Genomic DNA, 21,388 nt, shown 5'->3' on the forward strand with positions numbered 1-21,388 from the left:
GACGACGCCTTCCCCTTCTCTCATACAGAAGCCGCCTTGCGGCAAACCATGGGAGGCAGGTGCATGAACTTCACGCGCGTCAACGGCGTCGTCATTCATCACGAAGTGCGCGGAACGGTCGGCAAACCCGTTCTCGTCTTTTCCAACTCGCTTGGAACCGACTTTCGGATCTGGAACGCCGTCGTTGAACGGCTGGAAGCCGACTACCGCATCGTCCTTTATGACAAGCGCGGCCATGGCCTGTCCGAAGCCACGCCCCAACCCTATGCGCTGAGCGATCACGTCGACGATCTCGCAGCCCTGCTCGACCATCTCGACATCACAGGCGCGACCATTGTCGGCCTGTCCGTTGGCGGCATGATCGCGCAGGGGCTCGCCGCGCGCTGGTCGCATCTCGTCTCCCGTCTCGTACTCTGCGATACAGGCCATAGAATAGGCCACGACGATCTGTGGAACAGCCGGATCGAAGCCGTGAACACCAAAGGCATCGCATCCATCGCCGACGGTATTCTCCAGCGCTGGTTCACGCCCTCTTTCCGCGCACCGGACAACGATGCTTTCGTCGGCTACACGGCCATGCTCACCCGCACCACGGTCGATGGCTATGCAGGCACGTGCTCAGCCCTGCGTGACGCCGATCTCACCGAATCCACGCGCGCCCTTAAGCTCCCCACACTCTGCATCGTGGGCGACCAGGATGGCTCCACCCCGCCCGATCTCGTGCGCGAGCTTTCGAGCCTGATCAACAGTGCCCGTTTTGAGATCGTGAAGGATGCCGGGCATCTGCCATGTATCGAACAGCCCGAGGCGACGGCCACGCTGATTGCAGATTTCCTGCGCGAAACCACGCCCGAAGCCTGAGCCGCCGCGCCCCGCATCTAGGATGACAAGAGGACCCTGAATGAGCGACACCGTAAAGATCACCCGCGACAATGGCATTGCCGTCCTCACCCTCGACAATCCGCCGGTCAACGCGCTCGGCCACGCGCTGCGCGCGCCGCTCTTCGAGGCGCTTGGCGAAATGAATGCAGACGATGCGGTTCAGGCCATCGTCATCACCTGCGCGGGTCGCACCTTTATTGCCGGTGCCGACATTTCCGAGTTCGGCAAGCCGCCGAAGGAGCCAAGCCTTCCCGACCTGATCGAAAAGCTTGAAAGCATCGACAAGCCCACCATCGCCGCGATCCATGGCACAGCGCTTGGCGGTGGGCTGGAGCTGGCACTCGGCTGCCACTACCGTATTGCAGAAAAGACCGCCATGATCGGCTTGCCCGAGGTGAACCTCGGCCTCATTCCCGGCGCCGGTGGCACGGTGCGCCTGCCGCGTCTGGTGGGGCCTGAAGCCGCGCTGAAGATGATCGTCTCCGGCAAGCCCATCGGCATGGACGAAGCCGTACGGCTCGGGGCGGTCGACTGCGTGGCCGAGAGCGATCTTCTGGCCGAGGCCGTGGCCTTCGCCCGCGACATGGCCGCCTCCGAAAAACCGCATATCCATATCCGCGCCCGCAGCGAAAAACTTGCCATTGACCTCGCCGCCTTCGATGAGGCCGTGAAGGCAGCGACGAAAAAAGCGCGCGGTCTCACCGCGCCGCACACGGCGGCACAAGCCGTCCGCAACGCCATCACCATGAAGTTCGATGCAGCCCTCAACCGCGAGCGCGAACTCTTTCTGGAGCGTCGCGACAGCGAAGAATCCGCTGCCCAGCGCCATCTTTTCTTCGCTACCCGCGAGGCAACCCGCGTGCCGGGCATCCCGCGCGAGACCGAGGCCCGCAAGATCGCGCGCGCCGGCGTCATCGGTGCCGGCACCATGGGGGCGGGCATCGCCATGGCGCTTGCCAATGGCGGTATTCCCGTCACCATTCTGGAAATGAACGAGGACGCCATCGCGCGCGGCCTTTCCCACATCAACAAGACCTATTCGGGATCGGTAAAGCGCGGCTCCATCACGGCTGAGGAAAAAGAGGCCCGCACGGGGCGCATCACCGGCACCACGGATTATGCCAACCTTTCCGACTGCGATATCGTGATCGAGGCCGTCTTCGAGGAGATGGGCGTGAAGCGTCAGGTCTTCACCGCGCTCGACAGGGTTCTGAAGCCCGGCGCCATCCTCGCCTCCAACACTTCCTATCTCGATGTCAACGAGATCGCCGCCACCACGAAGCGTCCGCAGGATGTGGTCGGCCTCCATTTCTTCTCGCCCGCCCATGTGATGAAGCTACTGGAGATCGTGCGCGGCGAAGAGACAGCGCCTGATGTCATCAAGACGGCGCTCGCGCTCGCCCGAAAGATCGGCAAGGTTCCCGTCGTCGTCGGCGTGTGCAACGGCTTTGTGGGCAACCGCATGCTCGCCGCCCGGCGCGAGCAGAACGAAGACCTGCTTCTGTCCGGCGCGACACCCGAACAGGTGGACCAGGTGTTCACCGATTTCGGCTGGCCCATGGGCCCGTTCCAGATGGTGGATCTCGCCGGTCTCGACATCAGCTGGAAACACCGACAGTCGCAGGGCCTCACCGCCCCCATCGCCGACACGCTGTGCGAGGCAGGCCATTTCGGCCAGAAGTCCGGGCGCGGCTTTTATCTCTATGAGGAAGGCTCCCGCACACCAAAGCCCGACCCCTTCGTTCAGGAGCTCATCGAGAAGAAGGCAGCCGAGCTTGGCGTGGAACGCCGCGAAATCAGTGCGGACGAGATCACCGAGCGCACACTCTACCCGATGATCAACGAGGGCGCGAAGATCCTGGAAGAGCGCATCGCCGCCCGCGCCTCCGACATCGATGTCGTGTGGGTCAATGGCTACGGCTTCCCGGTCGCAAAGGGCGGGCCCATGTTCTGGGCCGAGCGCTTCGGCATCAAGACAATCGTCGAGCGGCTGGAGCACTGGCACCGGAAGACCGGCAATCCCGTCTTCGAGCCCGCTCCCATCCTTCGCCAGCTCGCGCTCACGGGCGGCGGCTTCGGCGATCTTGTGTAGGATCACCCCGGGCAACTGCGCCACCATCAACCCTTGGCATTTGGGCGGGCAGCCCCATATTCAGAGCGCTGTCCATTCAAACAACGGAGCGGTCAGGATGACCGAGTTTACCCCCATAGCCTCACTCGCCGGCGGCGCGCTGATCGGCCTTGCCGCAGTGGTGCTCATGGCCTTCAACGGCCGGGTGGCCGGCATGACCGGCATTCTGTCAGGCCTCCTTCCACCTCAGGAAAACGCCTGGCACTGGCGCGCCGCTTTCATCATCGGCGCCATCGCCGCGCCTCTGTTTCTGATGCTGAGCGGTACGGCAATCCCCTTCCAGGTGCCCGTCTCCACCACCGCGCTCGTCATCGGCGGTGTTCTTGTCGGCATCGGCGTCACCTTCGGCAATGGTTGCCCCAGCGGACATGGTGTCTGCGGCATGTCGCGCGGCTCCATCCGATCCATCGTTGCCGTCATCACCTTCATGGCCACCGCTCTCGTCACCGTGTTCATCATTCGTCACGTGATCGGAGGCTGATCGATGAAACAGCTTGTCGCAGCCCTCATCGCCGGCCTTCTTTTTGGTGCTGGCATCGCATTGTCCGGCATGATCAATCCCGCAAAGGTGCTGAACTTCTTCGATGTCGCGGGCACCTGGGATCCAAGCCTCGCCTTCGTGATGGGCGGTGGGCTTGCGGTCGCGGCCCTCGGTTACCGCCTCCTCTTCGGCGCGCGCGAAAAACCGTTTTTCGCCGAGCGCTTCCAGCTTCCGGCGCGAAGCGATCTCGACCCGCAACTGATCGGCGGTGCCGCCGTATTCGGCATTGGCTGGGGTATTGCCGGCTTCTGCCCGGGTGCGGCGATCCCGGCCCTTGGGCTCGGCTATTCGGACACGATCGTGTTCCTCGCCTCGCTCATCGCCGGAATTCTCGTTGCCAAATCCCTCAAACGGCGCTTCTCTGCCGCCGAAAAACGCGTCAGTCAGTGAGGAAAACCATGGATATCAAGAAGATCTCGGACGATTACGCGGTATCCCCGCAGATCGCGCCGGAAGACGTCGCCGCCATCAAACAGGCTGGATACAAAAGCATCGTCTGCAACAGGCCCGATGGCGAGGATGCCGGCCAACCCACGGTCGAGACTATTTCAAAAGCCGCGAAAGAGGCCGGCCTCGCCTTCCGTCATGTGCCGGTCGTCTCCGGTGCCATGACGCTCGACGATGTGACAGACATGGCCGCCGCCCTTAAGGAACTGCCGGGCCCGGTCTTCGCCTATTGCCGCAGCGGCACCCGCTCGGCCAATCTCTACGGCATCATTCAGGAGCGCGGTCTCTAACCACTCCAAAGCGACTTGGGGTGGCAGCAGCGCACCCCATCGACGCAAGCGCCCCCACCCCGCCGTCAGTACAGCCAGCGCATCAGGAACAGCGAGATCGCCGGGAACAGCGTCAGAAGCGCCACGCGCAGAATGTCGCTGATCACGAAGGGCATCACGCCGCGATAGGTCGCCGAAATCGGCGTGTCCTTGGCCATGGAGTTGAGCACGAAGAGGTTCATGCCCACCGGCGGCGTGATCAGCCCCACCTCCACCACGATCAGAACGAGAATGCCGAACCAGATGGCAAACTCCTCCGCTCCCAGCCCGAAATCGAGGATCGTGACGATGGGGAAAAAGATCGGAATGGTGAGCAGGATCATGGAGAGCGAGTCCATCACGCAGCCGAACACGAGATAGAGCAGCAGGATGAGCGTCAGCACCATCCACGGGCTGTAGCCCTGCTCACTCACGAATGCCGCCATCTGCTGCGGCACCTGCGCCAGCGCCAGAAACGAGTTGTAGAAGCCGGCCCCCAGCACGATGAAGAAGATCATCGCCGTGGCGGTTGCCGTGGCAAGGATCGATTCCACAAAGGTCTCACGCGTCAGCCCGCCATTCACGAGCGCGATCAGCCCGGTGCCGGCGGCACCCACGGCGGCACCCTCGGTCGGCGTGAAAACGCCAAGATAAATGCCGCCGACCACCGCCAGAAACACCACCAGAACCGGCCAGACATCGAGCAGCGCCCGCATCCGCTCCGAATAGGGCGCACGCTCGCGTGTTCCGGCCGAGTCCGGCCAAAGCCGCACATAAATCGAGATCGCCAGCATATAGCCGAAGGCAGCCAGCACGCCGGGCACAAAAGCGGCCACGAAAAGCTTGGCAATGTTCTGCTCGGTCAGGATCGCGTAGATGACGAGGATCACCGATGGCGGAATGAGAATGCCGAGCGTGCCGCCTGCCGCGAGCGTTCCCGTGGCAAGTGCACCCGAATAGCCATAGCGGCGCAGTTCCGGCAGCGCCACCTGGCTCATGGTCGCCGCCGTCGCCAGCGAGGAACCGCAGATGGCGCCAAAGCCCGCACATGCACCCACCGCCGCCATGGCAACACCGCCGCGCTTGTGCCCCATCCAGGTTTCAGCCGCCTTGAACAGCGCCCGCGACATGCCGCCCAGCGTTGCAAACTGCCCCATCAGCAGGAACAGCGGCACAATGGAAAGCGAATAGCCGGAAAAGGTGGAATAGGTTTCGTTCTTCAGCTTGGCCAGCACAGGCGTCACATTGCCGAACACGATCCAGCTTCCGCCAAGCCCGCACAGGAGCATCGCAAGACCGATGGGCAGGCGCAGAAAGATCAGAAGAAGGAGAAGCGGAAAAGACCAGAGGCCGATTTCAAGATTGGTCAATGGACGCTCCCCTCTCCGGGCTTTGGCATCGGTGTGCCAACCTTCAGTTCGCGATAGCGCACGAGGATCATGTAGAACGATATGATCACCGCAATGACCGCCGCCACAAAACAGGCTGCATAGGGCCACCAGAGCGGAAACTGGAGGATGAAGGTGGTCTCGCTGTAGCTCAGCTTGTCGAGCATGCCGTAATAGAGCTGGCGGGCGATCAGCACGAGCACCAGCGTCATGATGATCTCCGTCACGAGATCGATCACATGGTTCATGCTGTTTGGCAGAAATGTGGTGAAGATGTCCACCGTGGCATGGCCGCGATTGAGCTGGCACCAGGGCAGGAACGCGAACACCGCAAAGCCAACACCGGCCTGAACCAGCTCGAAGTCACCGGGCACCGGTCCAAGGCCAAAACGCACCAGCGCCCGGCCGGTGATGCTTGCCACTGTCATGATAATGACCGCTGCCAGAACGATGCCGCCCAGAATGGCCATGACTCTGGCAAGCCAGACAACGATGATCGATAATCTCATGCCCCGTTCCGTCCCATATCGCGTTCCCTGCGCGTCCCATGGCGCGTCCCATGGCATTCCTGCCTGGTTTTGTCATTGTTGCGCCGGGCCTGAAAACGTTAGTCAGCGGTTGCTGCCTTCGCAAGCGTGGCCTCGACACAATAGCGTGTCCCAAAAAACGGGGCAGGCCTTGCAGCCCGCCCCGTCTCTTCTGGTCGGTTCAGCCTCACTGACTGGTGTATTTTTCAATCAGGGCACGGGCCTCGTCGATCAGCATCTGACCGTCGATCCCCTTGTCCTTCATTTCGGCCACCCACTGTTCGTAAACGGGTGCCGCCGCTTCTTTCCAGGTTTCGGTGTTTTCAGCGCTGATCTCGATGATGTTGTTGCCGCGATCAACGGCGATCTTCCGGCTCGGAACGTCCGCGCCCGCCTGCGTCCTGCCGGCGAAGGCAGCAAATTCCTGGCCGGAATTGTCGTCGAGCACCTTTTTCAGGTCATCCGGCAGGCTGTCATACTTGGCCTTGTTCATCGCCAGCACAAAAGTGGTCGTATAAAGCGCGTGATCGCCGCCGAATTCAGTATGGTTCGACACGAGCTCAGGCACTTTCAGCGCCGGCGTGACTTCCCAGGGGATCACGCATCCATCGATCACGCCCTTGGAAAGCGCCTCGGTGATCTGCGGCACCGGCATGCCGACCGGCGTCGCGCCAAGCTGGCCGAGCAACGAGTTGATGATGCGCGTGGGTGCGCGGATCTTCATGCCCTTCAGATCATCGAGCGTCTCGATCGGCTCCTTGGAGTGAAGCATGCCAGGGCCGTGAACCCAGACACCCAGCACATGTGTGTCCTTGAACTCGGCGTCCTTCATGTGCTTCTCGAACAGATCCCAATAGGCGCGCGAGGTCGCCTCGGCGTTCGTCATCATGAAGGGAAGTTCGAACACTTCAGTCGAGGGGAAACGGCCCGGATTGGAGCCCGGCAGCGTCCATACGATGTCGACGATGCCGTCACGCGCCTGATCGTAGAGCTGCGGCGGCGTGCCGCCGAGCTGCATGGCCGGATAGCGCTCGATCTTGATGCGCCCGCCCGATTCCTGCTCCACCTTGTCGGCCCAGGGGTCGAGCACCAGCTTCGGCACATTGGCCTGCGGCGGCAGGAACTGGTGCAGCCTCAGCGTCACCTCCTGCGCGAATGACGAGGCGGTGGCCCCGATAAGCCCGGTAGCTGCAACAGCAGCCGCCAGGGCCAGTTTTCTGACGGAAAATGGTTTCATGCTTCTCCTCCCGATTGCATGTCCCGAAACGTCGGTGATGACGCTCTATATTCTGCGGCAGGACCGCGCCCGGTCTCTCCAAGCCCTGCGCGACCGCCTGGGAGCCGAGTATCCACTGGAATCCCGCCTCCCGTCCACCGAGACTTTAGCGGAAATTATGTAACAATAAAGAGGCATTTCCGGCCATATTCGTAACAAAAAACATCAAAGCGGCAGGGCACCGGTTTCCTTGAGTGTTTCGAGTACTATGGCGCTCTTCACGTGTTGCACCGAATCGTGCGGGAGAAGCACGCCGTTGACGAATTCCGACAGCGATTTCAGGTCGGGCGTAACCACTTTGAGAATGTAGTCCATTTCACCGGTGAGTGCGTGCGCCTCCTGTACCTCCGGCAGGCGGGCGAGCAGTTCACCGAAACGGCGCGCATTGTCGGGGTTGTGCGTGGCCAGTGTCACGGTGATGATGTTGACGAGCGGGAAGCCCAGCCTGTCCCGGTCAAGCATGGCCGCATAGCCGCGGATATATCCCTCTTCCTCCAAACGCTGCCGGCGGCGTGAACATTGTGAGGGCGACAGGTTCACCCGTTCCGAGAGATCGTTGTTGGTCAGTCGCGCATCGACCTGCAAGAGAGATAATATCTTGCGGTCATAACCATCAACACGCGCATCAGCCATGCAATTTTCCTCCTTCATGCACGGTAAGTGCGCACTTCTCACAAAATACGACCCAGAATGCAAGCCGCGTGCAGCCCATGCGGCGTAAAATGCGTGCATGACATTCGGACACGTCCAGATGTTCCCAGATCAGGAGGATAAAAGCCATGGGTCCGTTTCCCCACGACGCACCGCCGCCGAAAATCAGCGAAGAAAACCCCGCCGGCACGGACGGGTTCGAGTTCGTTGAATTCGCCCATTCGGAGCCGGAAAAACTCGCCGAGCTGTTCACCAGGATGGGCTACACGGAAGTTGCCCGCCACAAGACGAAGAAGGTTTCCGTCTGGCGGCAGGGCGACATCAACTACATCGTCAACGCAGAGCCCGGCAGCCACGCCATGCGCTTTGTCGAGGATCACGGTCCCTGTGCGCCCTCCATGGCCTGGCGTGTGGTCGATGCGAAACATGCGTTCGATCATGCTGTCTCCAAGGGTGCGGAACCCTACAAAGGCGACGACAAGACGCTCGACGTGCCCGCCATTGTCGGCATTGGCGGCTCGCTTATCTACTTCATCGATAGCTATGGCGAGAAAGGGTCTGCCTACGACGCAGAATTCGAATGGCTTGGTGAGCAGAATCCGCGGCCTGAAGGCGTCGGCTTCTACTACCTCGATCACCTCACCCACAATGTCTATCGCGGCAATATGGACAAGTGGTGGGATTTCTACCGCGAGCTCTTCGGCTTTTCGCAGATCCACTATTTCGACATCGATGGCCGCATCACCGGCCTTGTCTCCCGCGCGATCACGAGCCCTTGCGGCAAGATCCGCATCCCGCTCAACGAATCCAAGGACGACACCAGCCAGATCGTCGAATATCTGAAGAAGTACAACGGCGAAGGCATCCAGCACATCGCGGTCGGCACCGATGGCATCTACGACGCCACCGACAGGCTCGCGGACAATGGGCTTAAATTCATGCCCGGCCCGCCAGAAGTTTATTACGAGAAGAGCTTTGACCGTGTTCAGGGCCACGACGAGCCCATCGAGCGCATGAAGAAGCACGGCATCCTGATCGATGGCGAAGGCGTGGTGAATGGCGGCATGACGAAGATCCTCCTGCAGATATTCTCCAAGACCGTCATCGGTCCGATCTTCTTCGAGTTCATCCAGCGTAAGGGCGACGAAGGCTTTGGCGAGGGCAATTTCCGCGCCCTGTTCGAAAGCATCGAGGAAGACCAGATCCGCCGCGGCGTTATCAAGGTCGATGCGGCCGAGTAAAACGCCCGCATAACGTTGGGAAAGATTTGGAAAGGCCGTCCATGACGGCCTTTTTTGCCGACTACTTAAAATACTGCTTCTGTTACACCCGGTAAGAGCATTCATTCTCCCGAAAACATGAAATAGTTCAAAACGTTTACTCAATATTACCTTTTTTGACGCGCCAGAAGGCGCGATGATGTCTCCTGGCCAGAAAGGCAAGGAGCGCAAGAACATGCAGCGGGCATTGGGACAGGTAACACGCCGCGATCTCCTGACGATGATCGGCGCAACCGCCGGCAGCGCTGCTCTCTATCAGGCGATGACCACGCTTGGGCATGCCCGGTCTTCCCCCTACAAGGGGCCGGTGAACCTCCAGGGCGACCCCGGGGCGGCGAAGGTTCTGATCCTCGGCGCGGGGCTCGCCGGCATGGTCGCTGCCCTGGAATTGCGGGCGGCCGGTTATGAAGTCGAGGTACTCGAGTACCGGGAAAAAGCCGGGGGGCGGTGCTGGACCCTGCGCGGAGGCGACACCTATACCGAGCTTGGCGGTTTCCGCCAGGACATCGAATATGCCGAAGGCAATTACTTCAACCCCGGCCCCTGGCGCATTCCCCACCATCACCACGCCATTCTTGATTACTGCCGGCGTCTCGGCGTCAGGCTCGAACCTTTCATACAGAGAAATCACAACGCCTACCTCCACTCCACCGCCGCGTTTGGCGGCAAACCGCAGAGGTTCCGTGAGATCGCGACCGATTTTCGCGGTCACACATCCGAGCTCCTCGCCAAAGCTGTCGATCAGGGCAATCTGGGCGAACTGGTGAGCGATGAGGACAAGGAGATGCTCCTGGAAGCGCTGCGCATAAACGGTGTGCTCGACAGAGATTTCGGCTACGTCAAAAGCCAGCACACCAGCGAGTTCCGCGGCTTCCAGTCATGGCCGGGTGGGGGAGCGAACGCAGCCCCCCGCCCCTCCGAACCAATCGCTTCGGACGACCTTCTTCAATCCGGTCTGTGGCGGTGGCTTGGTGAAGCCGAGACTGTCAATCATCAGGAAACCATGTTTCAGCCCGTCGGCGGTATGGACATGATTGCCCAGGCATTCGAGCGGGAGATCACGGACCTTGTCCGCTACAATACAAAGGTCATCTCCATAAAGCAGGACGAGACCGGCGTAACCGCCATCTATGAGGACACCGCCAGCGACGCCGAGCCTCAGGAAACCCGGGCCGAGTGGTGCATCTGCACCATCCCCTTTTCCATACTCGGCCAGATCGAGAACAATTTCTCAGACGGGATGAAGGGCGTGATCGACAAGGTTCATTACGCTGGCTCCGTCAAGTTCGGTCTCGAGTTCAACCGCCGTTTCTGGGAGGAGGACGAGCACATCTACGGCGGCATCTCCTACACCGATCTTCCCATCTCGCTGATCGGTTATCCTTCGAACGACTACCTTTCCGGCGGCAAGGGCGTGCTTGTCGGCGGCTATAGTCAGGATGCGGGAGCCTATCAATTCACGGCCATGGCGCCGAAAGAGCGCATCCGCAAGGCGCTGGAATACGGTGCCATAATACATCCGCAATACCGCAGCGAATTCTCCACCGGGGCGAGCGTCGTGTGGCATCGCGTGCCCTGGGCACTGGGCTGTTACGGAACCTGGAACAACAGGAAAGCCGATTACGACCGGGCAACACGGTTCGACGGTCGCACACTAATGGCCGGAGAGCACATATCCTATCTGCCGGGATGGCAGGAAGGCGCGCTTCTTTCCGGCCTTGACGCCATCTCCCGCCTCCATGACCGGGTCATGAACGGCTGACCGGACGGCGTGCAAAGGACCCTGCCATGCAATTGAAAGCCCTCGCGCTATGCATCGCCGCTTCGATGATGTTTATCGCCCATGCGTATGCCGAGGATAGCGTACCAGCCGCGGATACGGACAAGATTAAAGTCACCAGCGGTGAACAGATTTACAAATCCGTCTGTCAGGGTTGCCACATGCCCGACGGAAAAGGCGCTGCCGGTGCAGGCCGCTATCCCTCCCTGGCCAACAATCAAAACCTCGAATACCCGGAATATGCGATCTTCGTCATCACATATGGGCAGAAGGCCATGCCCGCCATGGGCGATGTGCTCACCGACCAGCAGATCGTCGATGTGGTCACCTACATCCGGACCAATTTCGGCAACACCTATACCGAGGAAGTGACGGTGGACCAGATCGTCCCGCCCTGGCCCTGAGCACGGTCACGGACGATGATCCCGAACCGGCCCGCCTGTCTTGCCTAGTCACCGCGCGCGGCCCGAAGCGCCGCGCGGATCACATCCAGATCACCCACCTGGTTGGCCAGAAGCAGCACGAGTTTCGCATTGAGCCGTGCGCTTTCCTCAAAGCTCAATCCTTCATGCGCTGTCATCAGCGCGGCGTAGAAATCATCGCCCGCGGCCCCCAGCCGGTCCCGGCCGATCTCACTTTTGTCCATCTCAATCCCTCCCCATCGCCCGGGTCATTGCCGCCGCGACCCGATGCGCATCTGCCGCCTTGAAGACCGCCGCGACATGCTGATCGGGCCGCACCAGATAGAGCCTTCCCGACCCATAGCGCGCAGCAACCGCGCCCTCGCAATCTTCGACATGCGCCACACCATCCACTGCCGTCCCGCCGGGGCGCGTCACCTGCACCACATGCAGTCCCGCCGGCAGACCGAGGGGTGGTTCGCAATCGACGGCCAGCAGCACGAAGCCACCACCCGTTTCGCCGAGCAGCCAGGACGGCTTCCCGCCTGCCCGCACGGGGGCATCCGGCAGCGCCTCGCCCGGCGCAAGCGGCCCCTCGCCCTCCCACGCGGTCTGAAGCCGACATCCCGCCAGCGAACATGGCTTCGACAAACGGCCCGAGTTCACCAGCCGCCGGGCGAAATCATGCTTCGCTGAAAGCGCGAGAACACTGTCGCGAAAAATGCGCTCCATCGCGCTCTTCGGCGTCATGAAAGAGGTCGAGCGCGCTGAGTGGAGAATGTTCTCATCCGCACCCAGAATGCGCTCTTCGTCATAGGTCTGGATCAATGAAACCGGTGCCTCGCCCTTCACCACAAGCGCCAGCTTCCAGCCGAGATTGTCGATATCCTGAATACCGCCATTGCCACCGCGCGCGCCGAAGGGCGAAACGATATGCGCGCTGTCGCCGGCAAAAATCACCCGGTCATGCACGAAGCGCTCCAGCCTGCGGCACTGGAACGTGTAGACCGAAACCCAGTCGAGCTCGAACTTCGAATGCCCGATCACCTTTTCGATACGGGGGATGACGTTTTCAGGTTTTTTCTCTTCCTCCGGGTCGGCATCCGGGCCAAGCTGCAGGTCGATACGGTAAATATCGTCCGGCTGCTTGTGCAGAAGCGCTGATTGGCCCTTGTGGAAGGATGGTTCGAACCAGAACCAGCGCTCAGACGGGAAATCCGCCTTCATCTCCACATCGGCAATCAAAAAGCGCTCTTCAAACACCTGGCCCGCAAAGTCCAGTCCCATCATGGAGCGCACGGGCGAGCGGGCGCCGTCGCAGGCTATCACCCACGCGGCATCCAGTTCATAGTCGCCGTCTGGTGTCTCCACACGAAGCCGCACATCGCCGCCCGTCTGCTCAAGCCCCACCACCCGGTTTTTCCAGCGCAGATCGATCCGGCCGGACAATTCGCCCGCGCGCTCCACCAGATATTGCTCAACGTAATATTGCTGCAGGTTGATGAAGGCGGGCATCTTGTGACCATCCTCCGGCAGGAGATCGAAGCTCCAGACCTCCCGGTCGCGGTGAAAAAGCCGCCCGACCTGCCAGGTCACGCCCTTCTCAACCATGCGCCCGCCCACCCCCAGCCGGTCAAGGATTTCCAGCGTACGCTTCGACCAGCATATCGCGCGACTGCCCAGTGAAACGACATTGTTGTCGTCGAGCACGACCACCGGGACACCGCGCTGCGCCAGGTCAATCGCAGCGGCGAGCCCCACAGGCCCGGCGCCAACAATGACAACCGGATATTGCCCCACATGTCCGCCGGCGAGTTCCGGAGGTTTCGTGTATGGAAAGGGGTTGTACGCATAACGCGGCATTGATGTTCACCCTCCCTTTGCAACCGTTCCCCTCAGGAGGAGCGGCTCCAAATCCTGTTTCCCTTGTTCACCACAGCTCCACCACAGTGCTGAAAAACCACCCACCGATGGCGACGACCAGAAGCCCGTACCCCAAGCGCACCATCAAGCGCGACACGTGATAGCGCCCCCCGGCTCCAATCCCTTCTGCGAAGGAGCGCAAGTCACCCTGGATATAAGCGCGCATGTGTTTTTCGCCGCGCTTGTCCGGGGACCGGCGCATGGAAAGGAAACGCGTGAGCGCTTCCTCTTCACGCCAGCCGAAGCGCTGCTTCTCTAGCAGGAAGGAGAGCCGCAGAAGACCCCACCAGCCCGCGGCCACAAGCCCGAGACCGATCAGGAATACTGCGCCAATCCAGAACCCGTTCACTGCTTCCTCCCCAGGGGCTGGCAATCAGCCCTGCAACGCTTCCCACATCTGCCTGTCTCGCTCTGCCGTCCAGATGCGCGGCGTGTCGATGCCGAGCGCCTCGTCATAGGCACGTGCGACGTTGAAGGGCAGACAATGCTCGTAAATCGCATAGTCGGAAAATTTCGGATCGCACACCGCGCGGCAGGCATCCCACGCCTCTTTCAACGTGCCACCGCCCTGCGCCACGCGCGCCACCGGCTGATAGGTGGACGCGACGAAATCGCCGGTCAGATCCAGCGCTTCATTGACCATGGCCTGCCCAACCAGCACGCCGCCACGACCCGGTGCGATGGCGTCGAGATCGAATGCGCGAATTTCCTCCAGCGTCGTCGGCCAGTCGTGAAAATGACCGTCACCGCAATAGCAGGCCGAATGATGCTCCACGATGTCACCGGTGAACATCACATTGGCGTCCGGCACGAAGGCCACAATGTCACCGGCCGTATGCGCCCGCCCGAGGAACATGAGGTCCACCCGGCGCCTGCCGAGATACACCGTCATGGAACTGGAAAACGTGGTCGTCGGCCAGGTCAGGCCGGGGATCGATTCGTGCCCCTGAAACAGACGTGGGAAGCGCACGAATTCCGAATCCCAGTCTTCCTTGCCCCGCTCCACCACCATGGAGCGCGCCTTGTCGCTCATGATGATGGTCGGCGCATTATAGGCAGAAGCACCCAGAACACGCACTGCATGATAATGCGTCAGCACCAGATGGCTGATCGGCTTGTCGGTGACGGAGCGAACCTTTTCGATCACCTTTTCAGCCAGTCTCGGCGTCGCCTGTGCCTCGATTACCATCACGGATTCGTCGCCGATGATGATGCCCGAATTGGGATCACCCTCGGCGGTGAAAGCCCATAGGTCCCGCCCGATTTCATCAAACGAAATTGTCTTTTCTGTCAGATCACCTGCGGATGCGAACTCTTTGGCCATTACGCGCCTTTCTCGTTGAATACACTATGCCCCGACCATGACTGCCAGGGACTTCATGATGCTCCAGGGATCGAGCGCACTGAACACGACTGCAGACACCGCCGAGATCAGCGTCCAGACGATCATCACCCGTGTCAGCATCGAACCGCTGTCGATTCGATATGCACGCATCGACAGCAACACGTTCACGCCGATGACGGTTACCACGAACACCAAGGACAGCAGAATTCCCATCCATTGAGGCGAAGTGGCGTAAAGCGCATCGAAAACTGACTTCAACGCCCATGCCAGGATTGAAATCCCGACCAGGTTGAATGCCGCGAAAACAAGCGCCGTGCGCTTGAGAGGGTTCAGTGCCATTCTTTAGGGCTCCTGATATTCCTCGACGCGCTGTTCAATTGCGCCGAAGATGGAATGGCCCCCACTGTCTTTCATCTCGATACGCACTGTGTCACCGAAGCGCAAGAAAGGCGTCTTCGGTTTACCGTGTGTTATCGTCTCGATCATGCGGATCTCGGCAATACAGGAGTAGCCGACACCGCCGTCGTCAACGGGCTTTCCGGGTCCGCCATCCAGCTTGTTTGAAACGGTGCCCGAACCGATAATCGTGCCAGCGCAGAGCGGACGCGTCTTGGCGGCGTGGGCAATCAGCGTCGGAAAGTCGAAGGTCATGTCGACGCCTGCATCGGCCCTGCCGAAGGGTTTACCGTTATAGTCCACGCATAGCGGCAGCGAGACCTTGCCGCCGTCCCATGCACCGCCGAGTTCGTCAGGCGTAACGGCGACCGGCGAGAAGGCCGAAGACGGCTTCGATTGAAAGAAGCCGAAACCCTTGCCGAGTTCTGCCGGTATCAGCCCGCGCAGCGAAACATCGTTCACCAGCATGACAAGCCGGATGGCTTCTCGTGCCGTTTCCAGTGTGGCGCCCATCGGAACGTCGTCGACGATGACCGCCACCTCCCCTTCCATGTCGATACCCCAGGCCTCGTCGGCCATGCGAATGGGGTCGCGCGGCGCCAGAAACGCATCGGACCCACCCTGATACATGAGCGGATCTTCCCAGAAGCTCGCCGGCATTTCGGCGCCACGCGCCTTTCGCACCAGTTCCACGTGATTGACGTAGGCCGAACCATCCGCCCACTGATAAGCGCGCGGCAATGGCGAAAGCGCATCATGCTCATGAAAGCGTTCGGCAGGTACAGAGCCGTGATCAAGGCTTTCGGAAAGCGCCGCCAGGTGGGGAGCGATGCGCGCCCAGTCGTCCAGTGCCGCCTGCAGCGTCGGAGCGAGGAAGGAGGCATCCGTGCAGCGTGTCAGGTCACGAGAGACGACGACCAGCCTGCCGTCGCGCGTTCCGTTCTTGAGCGTGGCGAGTTTCATGCAGTGTCCTTTATGCGTTGGGGGAGACGCGCAATCGGCGCAGGTCCAGCGGACCGACGCCGATCATATCTTTTGTGGCCGCTCCGGTCGATCAGGACCAGTCGCCTTCCGGTGTGCCGTTGAAACGCTTTTTCAGATCCTTCCAGCAGTCGATGTAGTTTTCCTGCAGCGTGTCTGTCTCGGCAGCGTAACGCGTGAGGTGCTGGGGAAAGCGCGTCTCGAACATGAAGGCCATGGTCTCTTCCAGCTTCACCGGCTTCAGTTCGCCATGGCTCGCCTTTTCAAAGCCAAAAGCGTCTGGTCCGTGCGGCAGCATCATGTTGTGCAGCGAGGCGCCACCCGGCACAAAACCCTCTTCCTTGGCATCATACTGACCTTTGATCAGCCCCATGAACTCACTCATGATGTTGCGGTGATACCAGGGCGGGCGGAATGTGTGCTCGGCCACCATCCAGCGCGGCGGGAAGATGACGAAGTCGATATTGGCCGTACCCTCTTCGCCAGAAGGGGCAGTCAGCACCGTGAAGATCGACGGATCGGGATGATCGAACAGGATCGCCCCCACCGGCGAGAAGGTGGAAAGATCGTATTTGTAGGGCGCGTAGTTGCCATGCCAGGCCACCACATCGAGCGGTGAATGGCCAATTTCGGTCATATGGAACTGGCCACACCATTTGACGAACAGCCGGCAGGGCTTTTCCTTTTCCTCATACCAGGCAACCGGCGTCTTGAAATCGCGCGGGTTGGCGAGGCAGTTCGCGCCGATCGGACCGCGATCCGGCAGAGTGAACTTGGCGCCGTAATTTTCGCACATATAGCCGCGCGCCGGCCCGTCCATCAGCTCGACCTGAAAGATCATGCCGCGCGGCATGACGGCGATTTCGCCGGGCTCGATCTCGATGATGCCCATCTCGGTCTTCAGCCGCACACCGCCTTCCTGCGGCACCAGCATCAGTTCGCCATCGGCGTTGAAGAAATAATCGTCCACCATCGACGTGTTGAAGGCGTAGATGTGGGCGGCCATGCCGGCCTGCCCCTGGACGTCACCCGCCGTCGTCATGGTGCGCACACCGGAAAGAAAAGCGGTTTCCTCGTTGGGGATCGGGGTGGGATCCCAGCGCAATTGCCCAAGCGACAGTTGATGGTCGTTGATGTTGGGCGCAGACTTCCATTCATCGAAATGCACCGCCTTAAAGCGCCCGGTGTGCTTCACGCTCGGGCGAATACGGTAGAGCCAGGAGCGTTCATTGGTGCCGCGCGGGGCGGTGAAGGGGGAACCCGAAAGCTGCTCTGCATAGAGGCCATAGGCCGGCCTTTGCGGTGAATTCTGCCCCTGTGGCAAAGCGCCCGGCAGGCTCTCTGTCTCAAAATCATTGCCGAAACCCGGCATGTACTGCACGGTCATTCGATCCTCCATGCAATGGGGAAGTCAGGAATTGGTTGCAATCGTAACCATGGCGAATGTAACTATCAACGAGACACAAGGAAAACACAGCGCTTCAGGAAGGATCGTCATGACCGATAGGCCCACGCTTGCCCTGGAACATTTCCTTCCCTATCGCCTCACGCGTCTCACCGATGCGATCAGCCGCGATTTCTCCCAAGCCTACCGCGCCCGCCTCGGTCTGACGCGGCCAGAGTGGCGCACACTTGCCACCATCGGACAGTTCGGCATGATGACGGCAACCGAGATCGGTGCGCATTCGTCCATGCACAAGACCAAGGTGAGCCGCGCGGTTGCCGCTCTGGAAACACGCCGCTGGCTGGTGCGTACGCCCGACCCGCAGGATCGTCGCGTCGAGCGACTGACACTCAGCAAGACCGGCCAGAAAGCCTATGAAGACATGGTGCCAGTCGCGCACGGTTTTGAGACGAAGCTGCTGGCCCGCATGAAGCCAAAGGAGCGCGCCGCACTCCTTGAAGGCCTCGCGGCGCTGGAGCGCGCCGTGTTGACGGATTAGCGTTCACATCCCATATTATGGTCAAATTGACCAGTTAAAATGACCATTGAGATGAAAACACTGACTGCAACAGAAGCAAAGTCCCGGTTCGCCGCCCTACTTGGCGATGTCGAACGGGGTGAGACCATACTCATCACACGTCACGGCAAGACGGTGGCGCGCATTGTCCCCGATCAGATCGAGACGGCTGCGCAGACACGCGCTGACAATGCGGTCCGGAAGCTGCGCACCCTGCGCGATACCCTTCCCAAAACAGCGACGTCACTGGACGACATGCTTGCATGGAAACATGAGGGTCACCGCTATTGACGCGGTTCGTGCTCGACGCGTCGATAACCGCCGCCTGGCTTTTGCCCGACGAGGATCATGATCTGGCCCTTGCCGTGCAGGAAAGCCTTCTCACCTCGCAGGCCATCGTGCCGCCGATCTGGTGGTTCGAGATATGCAACCTGCTTGTCATGTGCGAGCGCCGAAAACGACACACGCCGGCCATCACACAGACCATCCTCGACGCGCTTTACGACCATCCAATCCTCATCGACGACGACATCGACCCTGCGGCGATGCTACGCCTCAGCCGCGCGCACGGGCTGACGGTCTATGACGCCTCCTATCTGGAGATCGCCCAGCGCCACGCAGTGCCGCTGGCGACACTCGACCGCAAACTCGCCTCGGCTGCAGTCGCAGAAAGCATATCCCTGTTCGCCTCGTAGCGGCTACCAGCTCATCACCACCTTGCCGGCCTTGCCGGTGCGCATCGCATCGAAACCGTCGCGGAAATCGTCCACATTGATGCGGTGGGTGATCAGATCGCGCACATCGAGCCGCGTCTGCACCAGCGCGATCATCTTGTACCAGGTCTCGAACATCTCGCGTCCATAGATGCCCTTCAGATGCAGCATCTTGAAGATGACCTTGTTCCAGTCGATCTCGAAGCCCGCCGGTGCGATGCCTAAAATGGCGATCTTGCCGCCATTGTTCATGGCGTCGATCATGTCGCGGAAGGCGGGGGCTGCGCCCGACATTTCAAGCCCCACATCAAACCCCTCGGTCATGCCGAGCTGGCGCATCACCTCCGCCAGAGTTTCCTCTGCCGCGTTCACCGTGTGCTGAACGCCGAGCTTCTTTGCAAGCTCCAGCCGGCCGGGATTGATATCGGTGATGACCACCTTGCGCGCGCCCACGGCCTGCGCCACCAGCGCGCCCATGATGCCGATCGGCCCCGCCCCCGTCACCAGCACATCCTCGCCAACGAGATCGAAGGAAAGTGCGGTGTGAACGGCATTGCCCAGCGGATCGAAGATCGCCGCGATCTCATCTGGAATGTTGTCGGGAATGGGCACCACATTGTGCTGCGGCAGTGCGATGAACTCGGCAAAGGCACCGGCGCGGTGAACCCCCACGCCCAGCGTGTTGTGACACAGATGTCCGCGGCCCGCCCGGCAGTTGCGGCAATGGCCGCACACGATGTGCCCCTCGCCCGAAACGCGCTGGCCGGGCTTATACTCCGTCACCGCCGAGCCGACCTCCGTCACCTCGCCGACGAATTCATGCCCCGTCACCAGCGGCACCGGCACCGTGTTTCGCGCCCACTCGTCCCAGTTCCAGATATGCACATCCGTGCCGCAGATCGCGGTTTTCCTGACCTTGATGAGCACGTCATTGGGCCCCACTTCGGGCACCGGAACCCGCTCCATCCAGAGCCCTTCCTCGGGTCTGGATTTCACGAGCGCCTTCATCATGTTGGACATGGTCGATTATCCTTCCAAAGCGAAATCTGCGATCCGCGCCTACGCGATCACCCCAAGCTCACGCCCGATCTTTCCAAACGCCTCCACCGCGCGGTCAATATCCTCGGCCGAATGCGCCGCCGACATCTGCGTGCGGATGCGGGCAGCCCCTTTCGGCACCACGGGGAAGGAGAAGCCGATCACATAGATCCCTTCCTCCAGAAGCCGCGCAGCCATTTTCTCCGCAAGGGCTGCATCGCCCAGCATCACCGGAATGATCGGGTGATCGGCACCGGCAAGCTTAAAGCCGTATTTCTCCATCCCCGCGCGAAAGCGTGCCGCATTGTCGTAAAGCCTTTTGCGCAGGGCCCCGCCGCCCGCCACCATGTCGAACACTTTTAGCGAAGCCGCCGCGATCACCGGGGCCAGCGTGTTGGAAAAGAGATAGGGCCGCGAGCGCTGGCGCAGCCAGTCCACCACCTCCGCCTTCGCACAGGTATAGCCGCCAGAGGCCCCGCCCAGCGCCTTACCGAGCGTGCCCGTCATGATGTCGACCCGGCCTTCCACGCCGCAATGCTCCGGCGTGCCGCGCCCGTTCTCGCCCACGAAACCGACCGCATGGCTGTCGTCCACCATCACCATCGCATCGTATTTTTCGGCGAGATCGCAGACCGCGCCCAGATTGGCGACGATGCCATCCATGGAGAAAACGCCATCAGTGGCAATCAGCCTGAAGCGCGCGCCCTCGGCCTTCTTCAGACACTCTTCGAGCGCTGCCATGTCGTTGTTGGCATAGCGATGGCGCTCGGCCTTGCAAAGCCGCACGCCATCGATGATCGAAGCATGGTTGAGCGCATCGGAGATGATCGCGTCTTCCGGCCCCAGCAGCGTCTCGAAAAGCCCCGCATTGGCATCGAAGCACGAGGAATAGAGGATCGTGTCCTCATAGCCCAAAAAGCCGGAAATCTTCGCTTCCAGCTCCTTGTGCTCCTCCTGCGTGCCGCAGATGAAGCGCACCGAGGCCATGCCGTAGCCATAGCGGTCAAGCGCTGCCTTGGCCGCCTCGCGCAGCTCTTCATTGTCGGCAAGGCCCAGATAATTGTTGGCGCAGAAGTTCAAAACCGTCCGCCCGCCGCTCTCGATCTCAGCCGACTGCATGGAGGTGATGACCCGTTCGGACTTGTAAAGCCCCGCCTCTTTCAGGCCATCGAGTTCGGAGCGCAGATGGGAGAGAAAAGACGCGGTCATGAACACCTCGGATCGAACGGGGACAGGCTTTCCCTCCTCTACTACAGAGCGATGACGCTTTCGACCATCGACTTTTCTGCAATGCTCTTCCGCCACGCCGCAAAGCGCCCGCCCCTCACCCTTACCCTCTCCCCGCGCGCCGGGAGAGGGGGACTTCAACGTTCCAGCCAATCTCAAACAACGAGCCCAGCTTCTCCACCGTCAACAAAA

24 protein-coding genes are annotated in these 21,388 nt (G+C 60.8%); 11 read left to right on the forward strand and 13 right to left on the reverse strand.

The features are described 5' to 3' along the window. Positions 1-63: 63 nt before the first annotated feature. The 5 genes from pcaD to P2W41_RS14700 all read left to right on the forward strand — a co-directional run bounded on the left by pcaD (position 64) and on the right by P2W41_RS14700 (position 4,291). A complete protein-coding gene (pcaD, locus tag P2W41_RS14680) occupies positions 64-861 on the forward strand; it encodes a 3-oxoadipate enol-lactonase (protein ID WP_404933554.1) in 798 nt (265 codons plus the stop codon). A 40-nt stretch (positions 862-901) separates the two neighbouring features. After that, positions 902-2,974, forward strand: a complete 2,073-nt coding sequence (locus tag P2W41_RS14685) for a 3-hydroxyacyl-CoA dehydrogenase NAD-binding domain-containing protein (protein ID WP_404933555.1) — start codon at positions 902-904, stop codon at positions 2,972-2,974. Positions 2,975-3,071: 97 nt separating this feature from the next. Further along, on the forward strand, positions 3,072-3,494 hold the full coding sequence (locus P2W41_RS14690) for a YeeE/YedE family protein (RefSeq protein ID WP_404933556.1): 423 nt from the start codon (positions 3,072-3,074) through the stop codon (positions 3,492-3,494). Between the two features lie 3 nt (positions 3,495-3,497). Next, the gene (locus tag P2W41_RS14695; RefSeq protein WP_292899437.1) at positions 3,498-3,944 is read left to right on the forward strand and encodes a DUF6691 family protein; all 447 of its coding nucleotides are present in this window, start codon (positions 3,498-3,500) and stop codon (positions 3,942-3,944) included. 8 nt (positions 3,945-3,952) lie between these two features. Then, positions 3,953-4,291, forward strand: coding sequence for a TIGR01244 family sulfur transferase (locus P2W41_RS14700; protein ID WP_292899435.1), 339 nt, complete (start codon positions 3,953-3,955; stop codon positions 4,289-4,291). A gap of 65 nt (positions 4,292-4,356) precedes the next feature. Here P2W41_RS14700 and P2W41_RS14705 read toward each other — a convergent pair whose 3' ends face one another. From P2W41_RS14705 to P2W41_RS14720, 4 genes are all read right to left on the reverse strand, one after another. After that, positions 4,357-5,679 (reverse strand): TRAP transporter large permease, encoded by a 1,323-nt coding sequence (locus P2W41_RS14705; RefSeq protein WP_229447768.1) that lies wholly within the window; start codon positions 5,677-5,679, stop codon positions 4,357-4,359. Then, positions 5,676-6,206 (reverse strand): TRAP transporter small permease, encoded by a 531-nt coding sequence (locus P2W41_RS14710; protein WP_292899432.1) that lies wholly within the window; start codon positions 6,204-6,206, stop codon positions 5,676-5,678. Before P2W41_RS14710 ends, P2W41_RS14705 begins: the two co-directional genes overlap by 4 nt. Positions 6,207-6,411: 205 nt before the next feature. Continuing rightward, on the reverse strand, positions 6,412-7,461 hold the full coding sequence (locus P2W41_RS14715; RefSeq protein ID WP_404933557.1) for a TRAP transporter substrate-binding protein: 1,050 nt from the start codon (positions 7,459-7,461) through the stop codon (positions 6,412-6,414). Positions 7,462-7,665: 204 nt separating this feature from the next. Further along, entirely contained in the window at positions 7,666-8,133 is a 468-nt protein-coding gene (locus P2W41_RS14720; protein WP_229447771.1) for an Lrp/AsnC family transcriptional regulator, read from the reverse strand. Between the two features lie 146 nt (positions 8,134-8,279). Here P2W41_RS14720 and hppD point away from each other — a divergent pair, with 146 nt between their 5' ends. The 3 genes from hppD (at position 8,280) to P2W41_RS14735 (ending at position 11,615) form a co-directional block, all read left to right on the forward strand. Next, positions 8,280-9,392: a 4-hydroxyphenylpyruvate dioxygenase gene (gene hppD, locus P2W41_RS14725; protein ID WP_404933558.1), complete on the forward strand. Its 1,113-nt coding sequence runs from the start codon at positions 8,280-8,282 to the stop codon at positions 9,390-9,392. A gap of 178 nt (positions 9,393-9,570) precedes the next feature. Beyond that, a complete protein-coding gene (locus P2W41_RS14730) occupies positions 9,571-11,193 on the forward strand; it encodes a flavin monoamine oxidase family protein (protein ID WP_292900057.1) in 1,623 nt (540 codons plus the stop codon). A gap of 26 nt (positions 11,194-11,219) precedes the next feature. Beyond that, positions 11,220-11,615: a c-type cytochrome gene (locus P2W41_RS14735; protein WP_404933559.1), complete on the forward strand. Its 396-nt coding sequence runs from the start codon at positions 11,220-11,222 to the stop codon at positions 11,613-11,615. 44 nt (positions 11,616-11,659) lie between these two features. On the opposite strand, the gene P2W41_RS14740 is transcribed toward P2W41_RS14735, so the two are convergent. The 7 genes from P2W41_RS14740 to hmgA form a co-directional block, all read right to left on the reverse strand. Further along, complete coding sequence (locus P2W41_RS14740; RefSeq protein WP_404933560.1) at positions 11,660-11,857, reverse strand: DUF2783 domain-containing protein; 198 nt, start codon at positions 11,855-11,857, stop codon at positions 11,660-11,662. A 1-nt stretch (position 11,858) separates the two neighbouring features. Next, positions 11,859-13,475, reverse strand: coding sequence for an FAD-dependent oxidoreductase (locus tag P2W41_RS14745; RefSeq protein WP_404933561.1), 1,617 nt, complete (start codon positions 13,473-13,475; stop codon positions 11,859-11,861). A 67-nt stretch (positions 13,476-13,542) separates the two neighbouring features. Continuing rightward, complete coding sequence (locus P2W41_RS14750; protein WP_404933562.1) at positions 13,543-13,884, reverse strand: hypothetical protein; 342 nt, start codon at positions 13,882-13,884, stop codon at positions 13,543-13,545. Between the two features lie 24 nt (positions 13,885-13,908). Next, complete coding sequence (locus tag P2W41_RS14755; RefSeq protein WP_292899416.1) at positions 13,909-14,859, reverse strand: MBL fold metallo-hydrolase; 951 nt, start codon at positions 14,857-14,859, stop codon at positions 13,909-13,911. A gap of 24 nt (positions 14,860-14,883) precedes the next feature. Further along, entirely contained in the window at positions 14,884-15,219 is a 336-nt protein-coding gene (locus tag P2W41_RS14760; RefSeq protein ID WP_292899414.1) for a hypothetical protein, read from the reverse strand. Between the two features lie 3 nt (positions 15,220-15,222). Then, positions 15,223-16,239, reverse strand: a complete 1,017-nt coding sequence (locus P2W41_RS14765; protein ID WP_404933563.1) for a fumarylacetoacetate hydrolase family protein — start codon at positions 16,237-16,239, stop codon at positions 15,223-15,225. A gap of 91 nt (positions 16,240-16,330) precedes the next feature. Next, positions 16,331-17,644: a homogentisate 1,2-dioxygenase gene (gene hmgA / locus P2W41_RS14770; RefSeq protein WP_292899410.1), complete on the reverse strand. Its 1,314-nt coding sequence runs from the start codon at positions 17,642-17,644 to the stop codon at positions 16,331-16,333. 109 nt (positions 17,645-17,753) lie between these two features. On the opposite strand from hmgA, the gene P2W41_RS14775 reads away from it, so the two are divergent. From P2W41_RS14775 to P2W41_RS14785, 3 genes are read left to right on the forward strand one after another with little or no spacing between them, the layout of a single operon-like run. Beyond that, on the forward strand, positions 17,754-18,200 hold the full coding sequence (locus P2W41_RS14775; RefSeq protein ID WP_292899408.1) for a MarR family winged helix-turn-helix transcriptional regulator: 447 nt from the start codon (positions 17,754-17,756) through the stop codon (positions 18,198-18,200). Positions 18,201-18,239: 39 nt separating this feature from the next. Then, complete coding sequence (locus P2W41_RS14780) at positions 18,240-18,509, forward strand: type II toxin-antitoxin system Phd/YefM family antitoxin (RefSeq protein ID WP_404933565.1); 270 nt, start codon at positions 18,240-18,242, stop codon at positions 18,507-18,509. After that, on the forward strand, positions 18,506-18,913 hold the full coding sequence (locus P2W41_RS14785; protein WP_292899404.1) for a type II toxin-antitoxin system VapC family toxin: 408 nt from the start codon (positions 18,506-18,508) through the stop codon (positions 18,911-18,913). Before P2W41_RS14780 ends, P2W41_RS14785 begins: the two co-directional genes overlap by 4 nt. A 3-nt stretch (positions 18,914-18,916) precedes the next feature. Here P2W41_RS14785 and tdh read toward each other — a convergent pair whose 3' ends face one another. Beyond that, positions 18,917-19,951, reverse strand: coding sequence for an L-threonine 3-dehydrogenase (tdh, locus tag P2W41_RS14790; protein WP_404933566.1), 1,035 nt, complete (start codon positions 19,949-19,951; stop codon positions 18,917-18,919). A 39-nt stretch (positions 19,952-19,990) separates the two neighbouring features. Further along, a complete protein-coding gene (locus tag P2W41_RS14795; protein ID WP_404933567.1) occupies positions 19,991-21,178 on the reverse strand; it encodes a glycine C-acetyltransferase in 1,188 nt (395 codons plus the stop codon). Positions 21,179-21,388: the final 210 nt, after the last annotated feature.

It is taken from the genome of Nitratireductor sp. L15S-10, assembly GCF_045011005.1.
Lineage (GTDB): Bacteria > Pseudomonadota > Alphaproteobacteria > Rhizobiales > Rhizobiaceae > Nitratireductor.

Bases quoted from the DNA above. Each gene is read 5' to 3' on its own strand.
- P2W41_RS14755 (WP_292899416.1), bottom strand. From the start codon at position 14,859: ATGGCCAAAGAGTTCGCATCCGCAGGTGATCTGACAGAAAAGACAATT.
- P2W41_RS14685 (WP_404933555.1), top strand. From the start codon at position 902: ATGAGCGACACCGTAAAGATCACCCGCGACAATGGCATTGCCGTCCTC.
- P2W41_RS14765 (WP_404933563.1), bottom strand. From the start codon at position 16,239: ATGAAACTCGCCACGCTCAAGAACGGAACGCGCGACGGCAGGCTGGTC.
- P2W41_RS14695 (WP_292899437.1), top strand. From the start codon at position 3,498: ATGAAACAGCTTGTCGCAGCCCTCATCGCCGGCCTTCTTTTTGGTGCT.
- P2W41_RS14690 (WP_404933556.1), top strand. From the start codon at position 3,072: ATGACCGAGTTTACCCCCATAGCCTCACTCGCCGGCGGCGCGCTGATC.
- P2W41_RS14740 (WP_404933560.1), bottom strand. From the start codon at position 11,857: ATGGACAAAAGTGAGATCGGCCGGGACCGGCTGGGGGCCGCGGGCGAT.
- P2W41_RS14780 (WP_404933565.1), top strand. From the start codon at position 18,240: ATGACCATTGAGATGAAAACACTGACTGCAACAGAAGCAAAGTCCCGG.
- P2W41_RS14745 (WP_404933561.1), bottom strand. From the start codon at position 13,475: ATGCCGCGTTATGCGTACAACCCCTTTCCATACACGAAACCTCCGGAA.
- P2W41_RS14730 (WP_292900057.1), top strand. From the start codon at position 9,571: ATGTCTCCTGGCCAGAAAGGCAAGGAGCGCAAGAACATGCAGCGGGCA.
- P2W41_RS14795 (WP_404933567.1), bottom strand. From the start codon at position 21,178: ATGACCGCGTCTTTTCTCTCCCATCTGCGCTCCGAACTCGATGGCCTG.
- P2W41_RS14720 (WP_229447771.1), bottom strand. From the start codon at position 8,133: ATGGCTGATGCGCGTGTTGATGGTTATGACCGCAAGATATTATCTCTC.
- P2W41_RS14760 (WP_292899414.1), bottom strand. From the start codon at position 15,219: ATGGCACTGAACCCTCTCAAGCGCACGGCGCTTGTTTTCGCGGCATTC.
- tdh (WP_404933566.1), bottom strand. From the start codon at position 19,951: ATGTCCAACATGATGAAGGCGCTCGTGAAATCCAGACCCGAGGAAGGG.
- P2W41_RS14700 (WP_292899435.1), top strand. From the start codon at position 3,953: ATGGATATCAAGAAGATCTCGGACGATTACGCGGTATCCCCGCAGATC.
- pcaD (WP_404933554.1), top strand. From the start codon at position 64: ATGAACTTCACGCGCGTCAACGGCGTCGTCATTCATCACGAAGTGCGC.
- P2W41_RS14735 (WP_404933559.1), top strand. From the start codon at position 11,220: ATGCAATTGAAAGCCCTCGCGCTATGCATCGCCGCTTCGATGATGTTT.
- P2W41_RS14715 (WP_404933557.1), bottom strand. From the start codon at position 7,461: ATGAAACCATTTTCCGTCAGAAAACTGGCCCTGGCGGCTGCTGTTGCA.
- hmgA (WP_292899410.1), bottom strand. From the start codon at position 17,644: ATGACCGTGCAGTACATGCCGGGTTTCGGCAATGATTTTGAGACAGAG.
- P2W41_RS14710 (WP_292899432.1), bottom strand. From the start codon at position 6,206: ATGAGATTATCGATCATCGTTGTCTGGCTTGCCAGAGTCATGGCCATT.
- P2W41_RS14775 (WP_292899408.1), top strand. From the start codon at position 17,754: ATGACCGATAGGCCCACGCTTGCCCTGGAACATTTCCTTCCCTATCGC.
- hppD (WP_404933558.1), top strand. From the start codon at position 8,280: ATGGGTCCGTTTCCCCACGACGCACCGCCGCCGAAAATCAGCGAAGAA.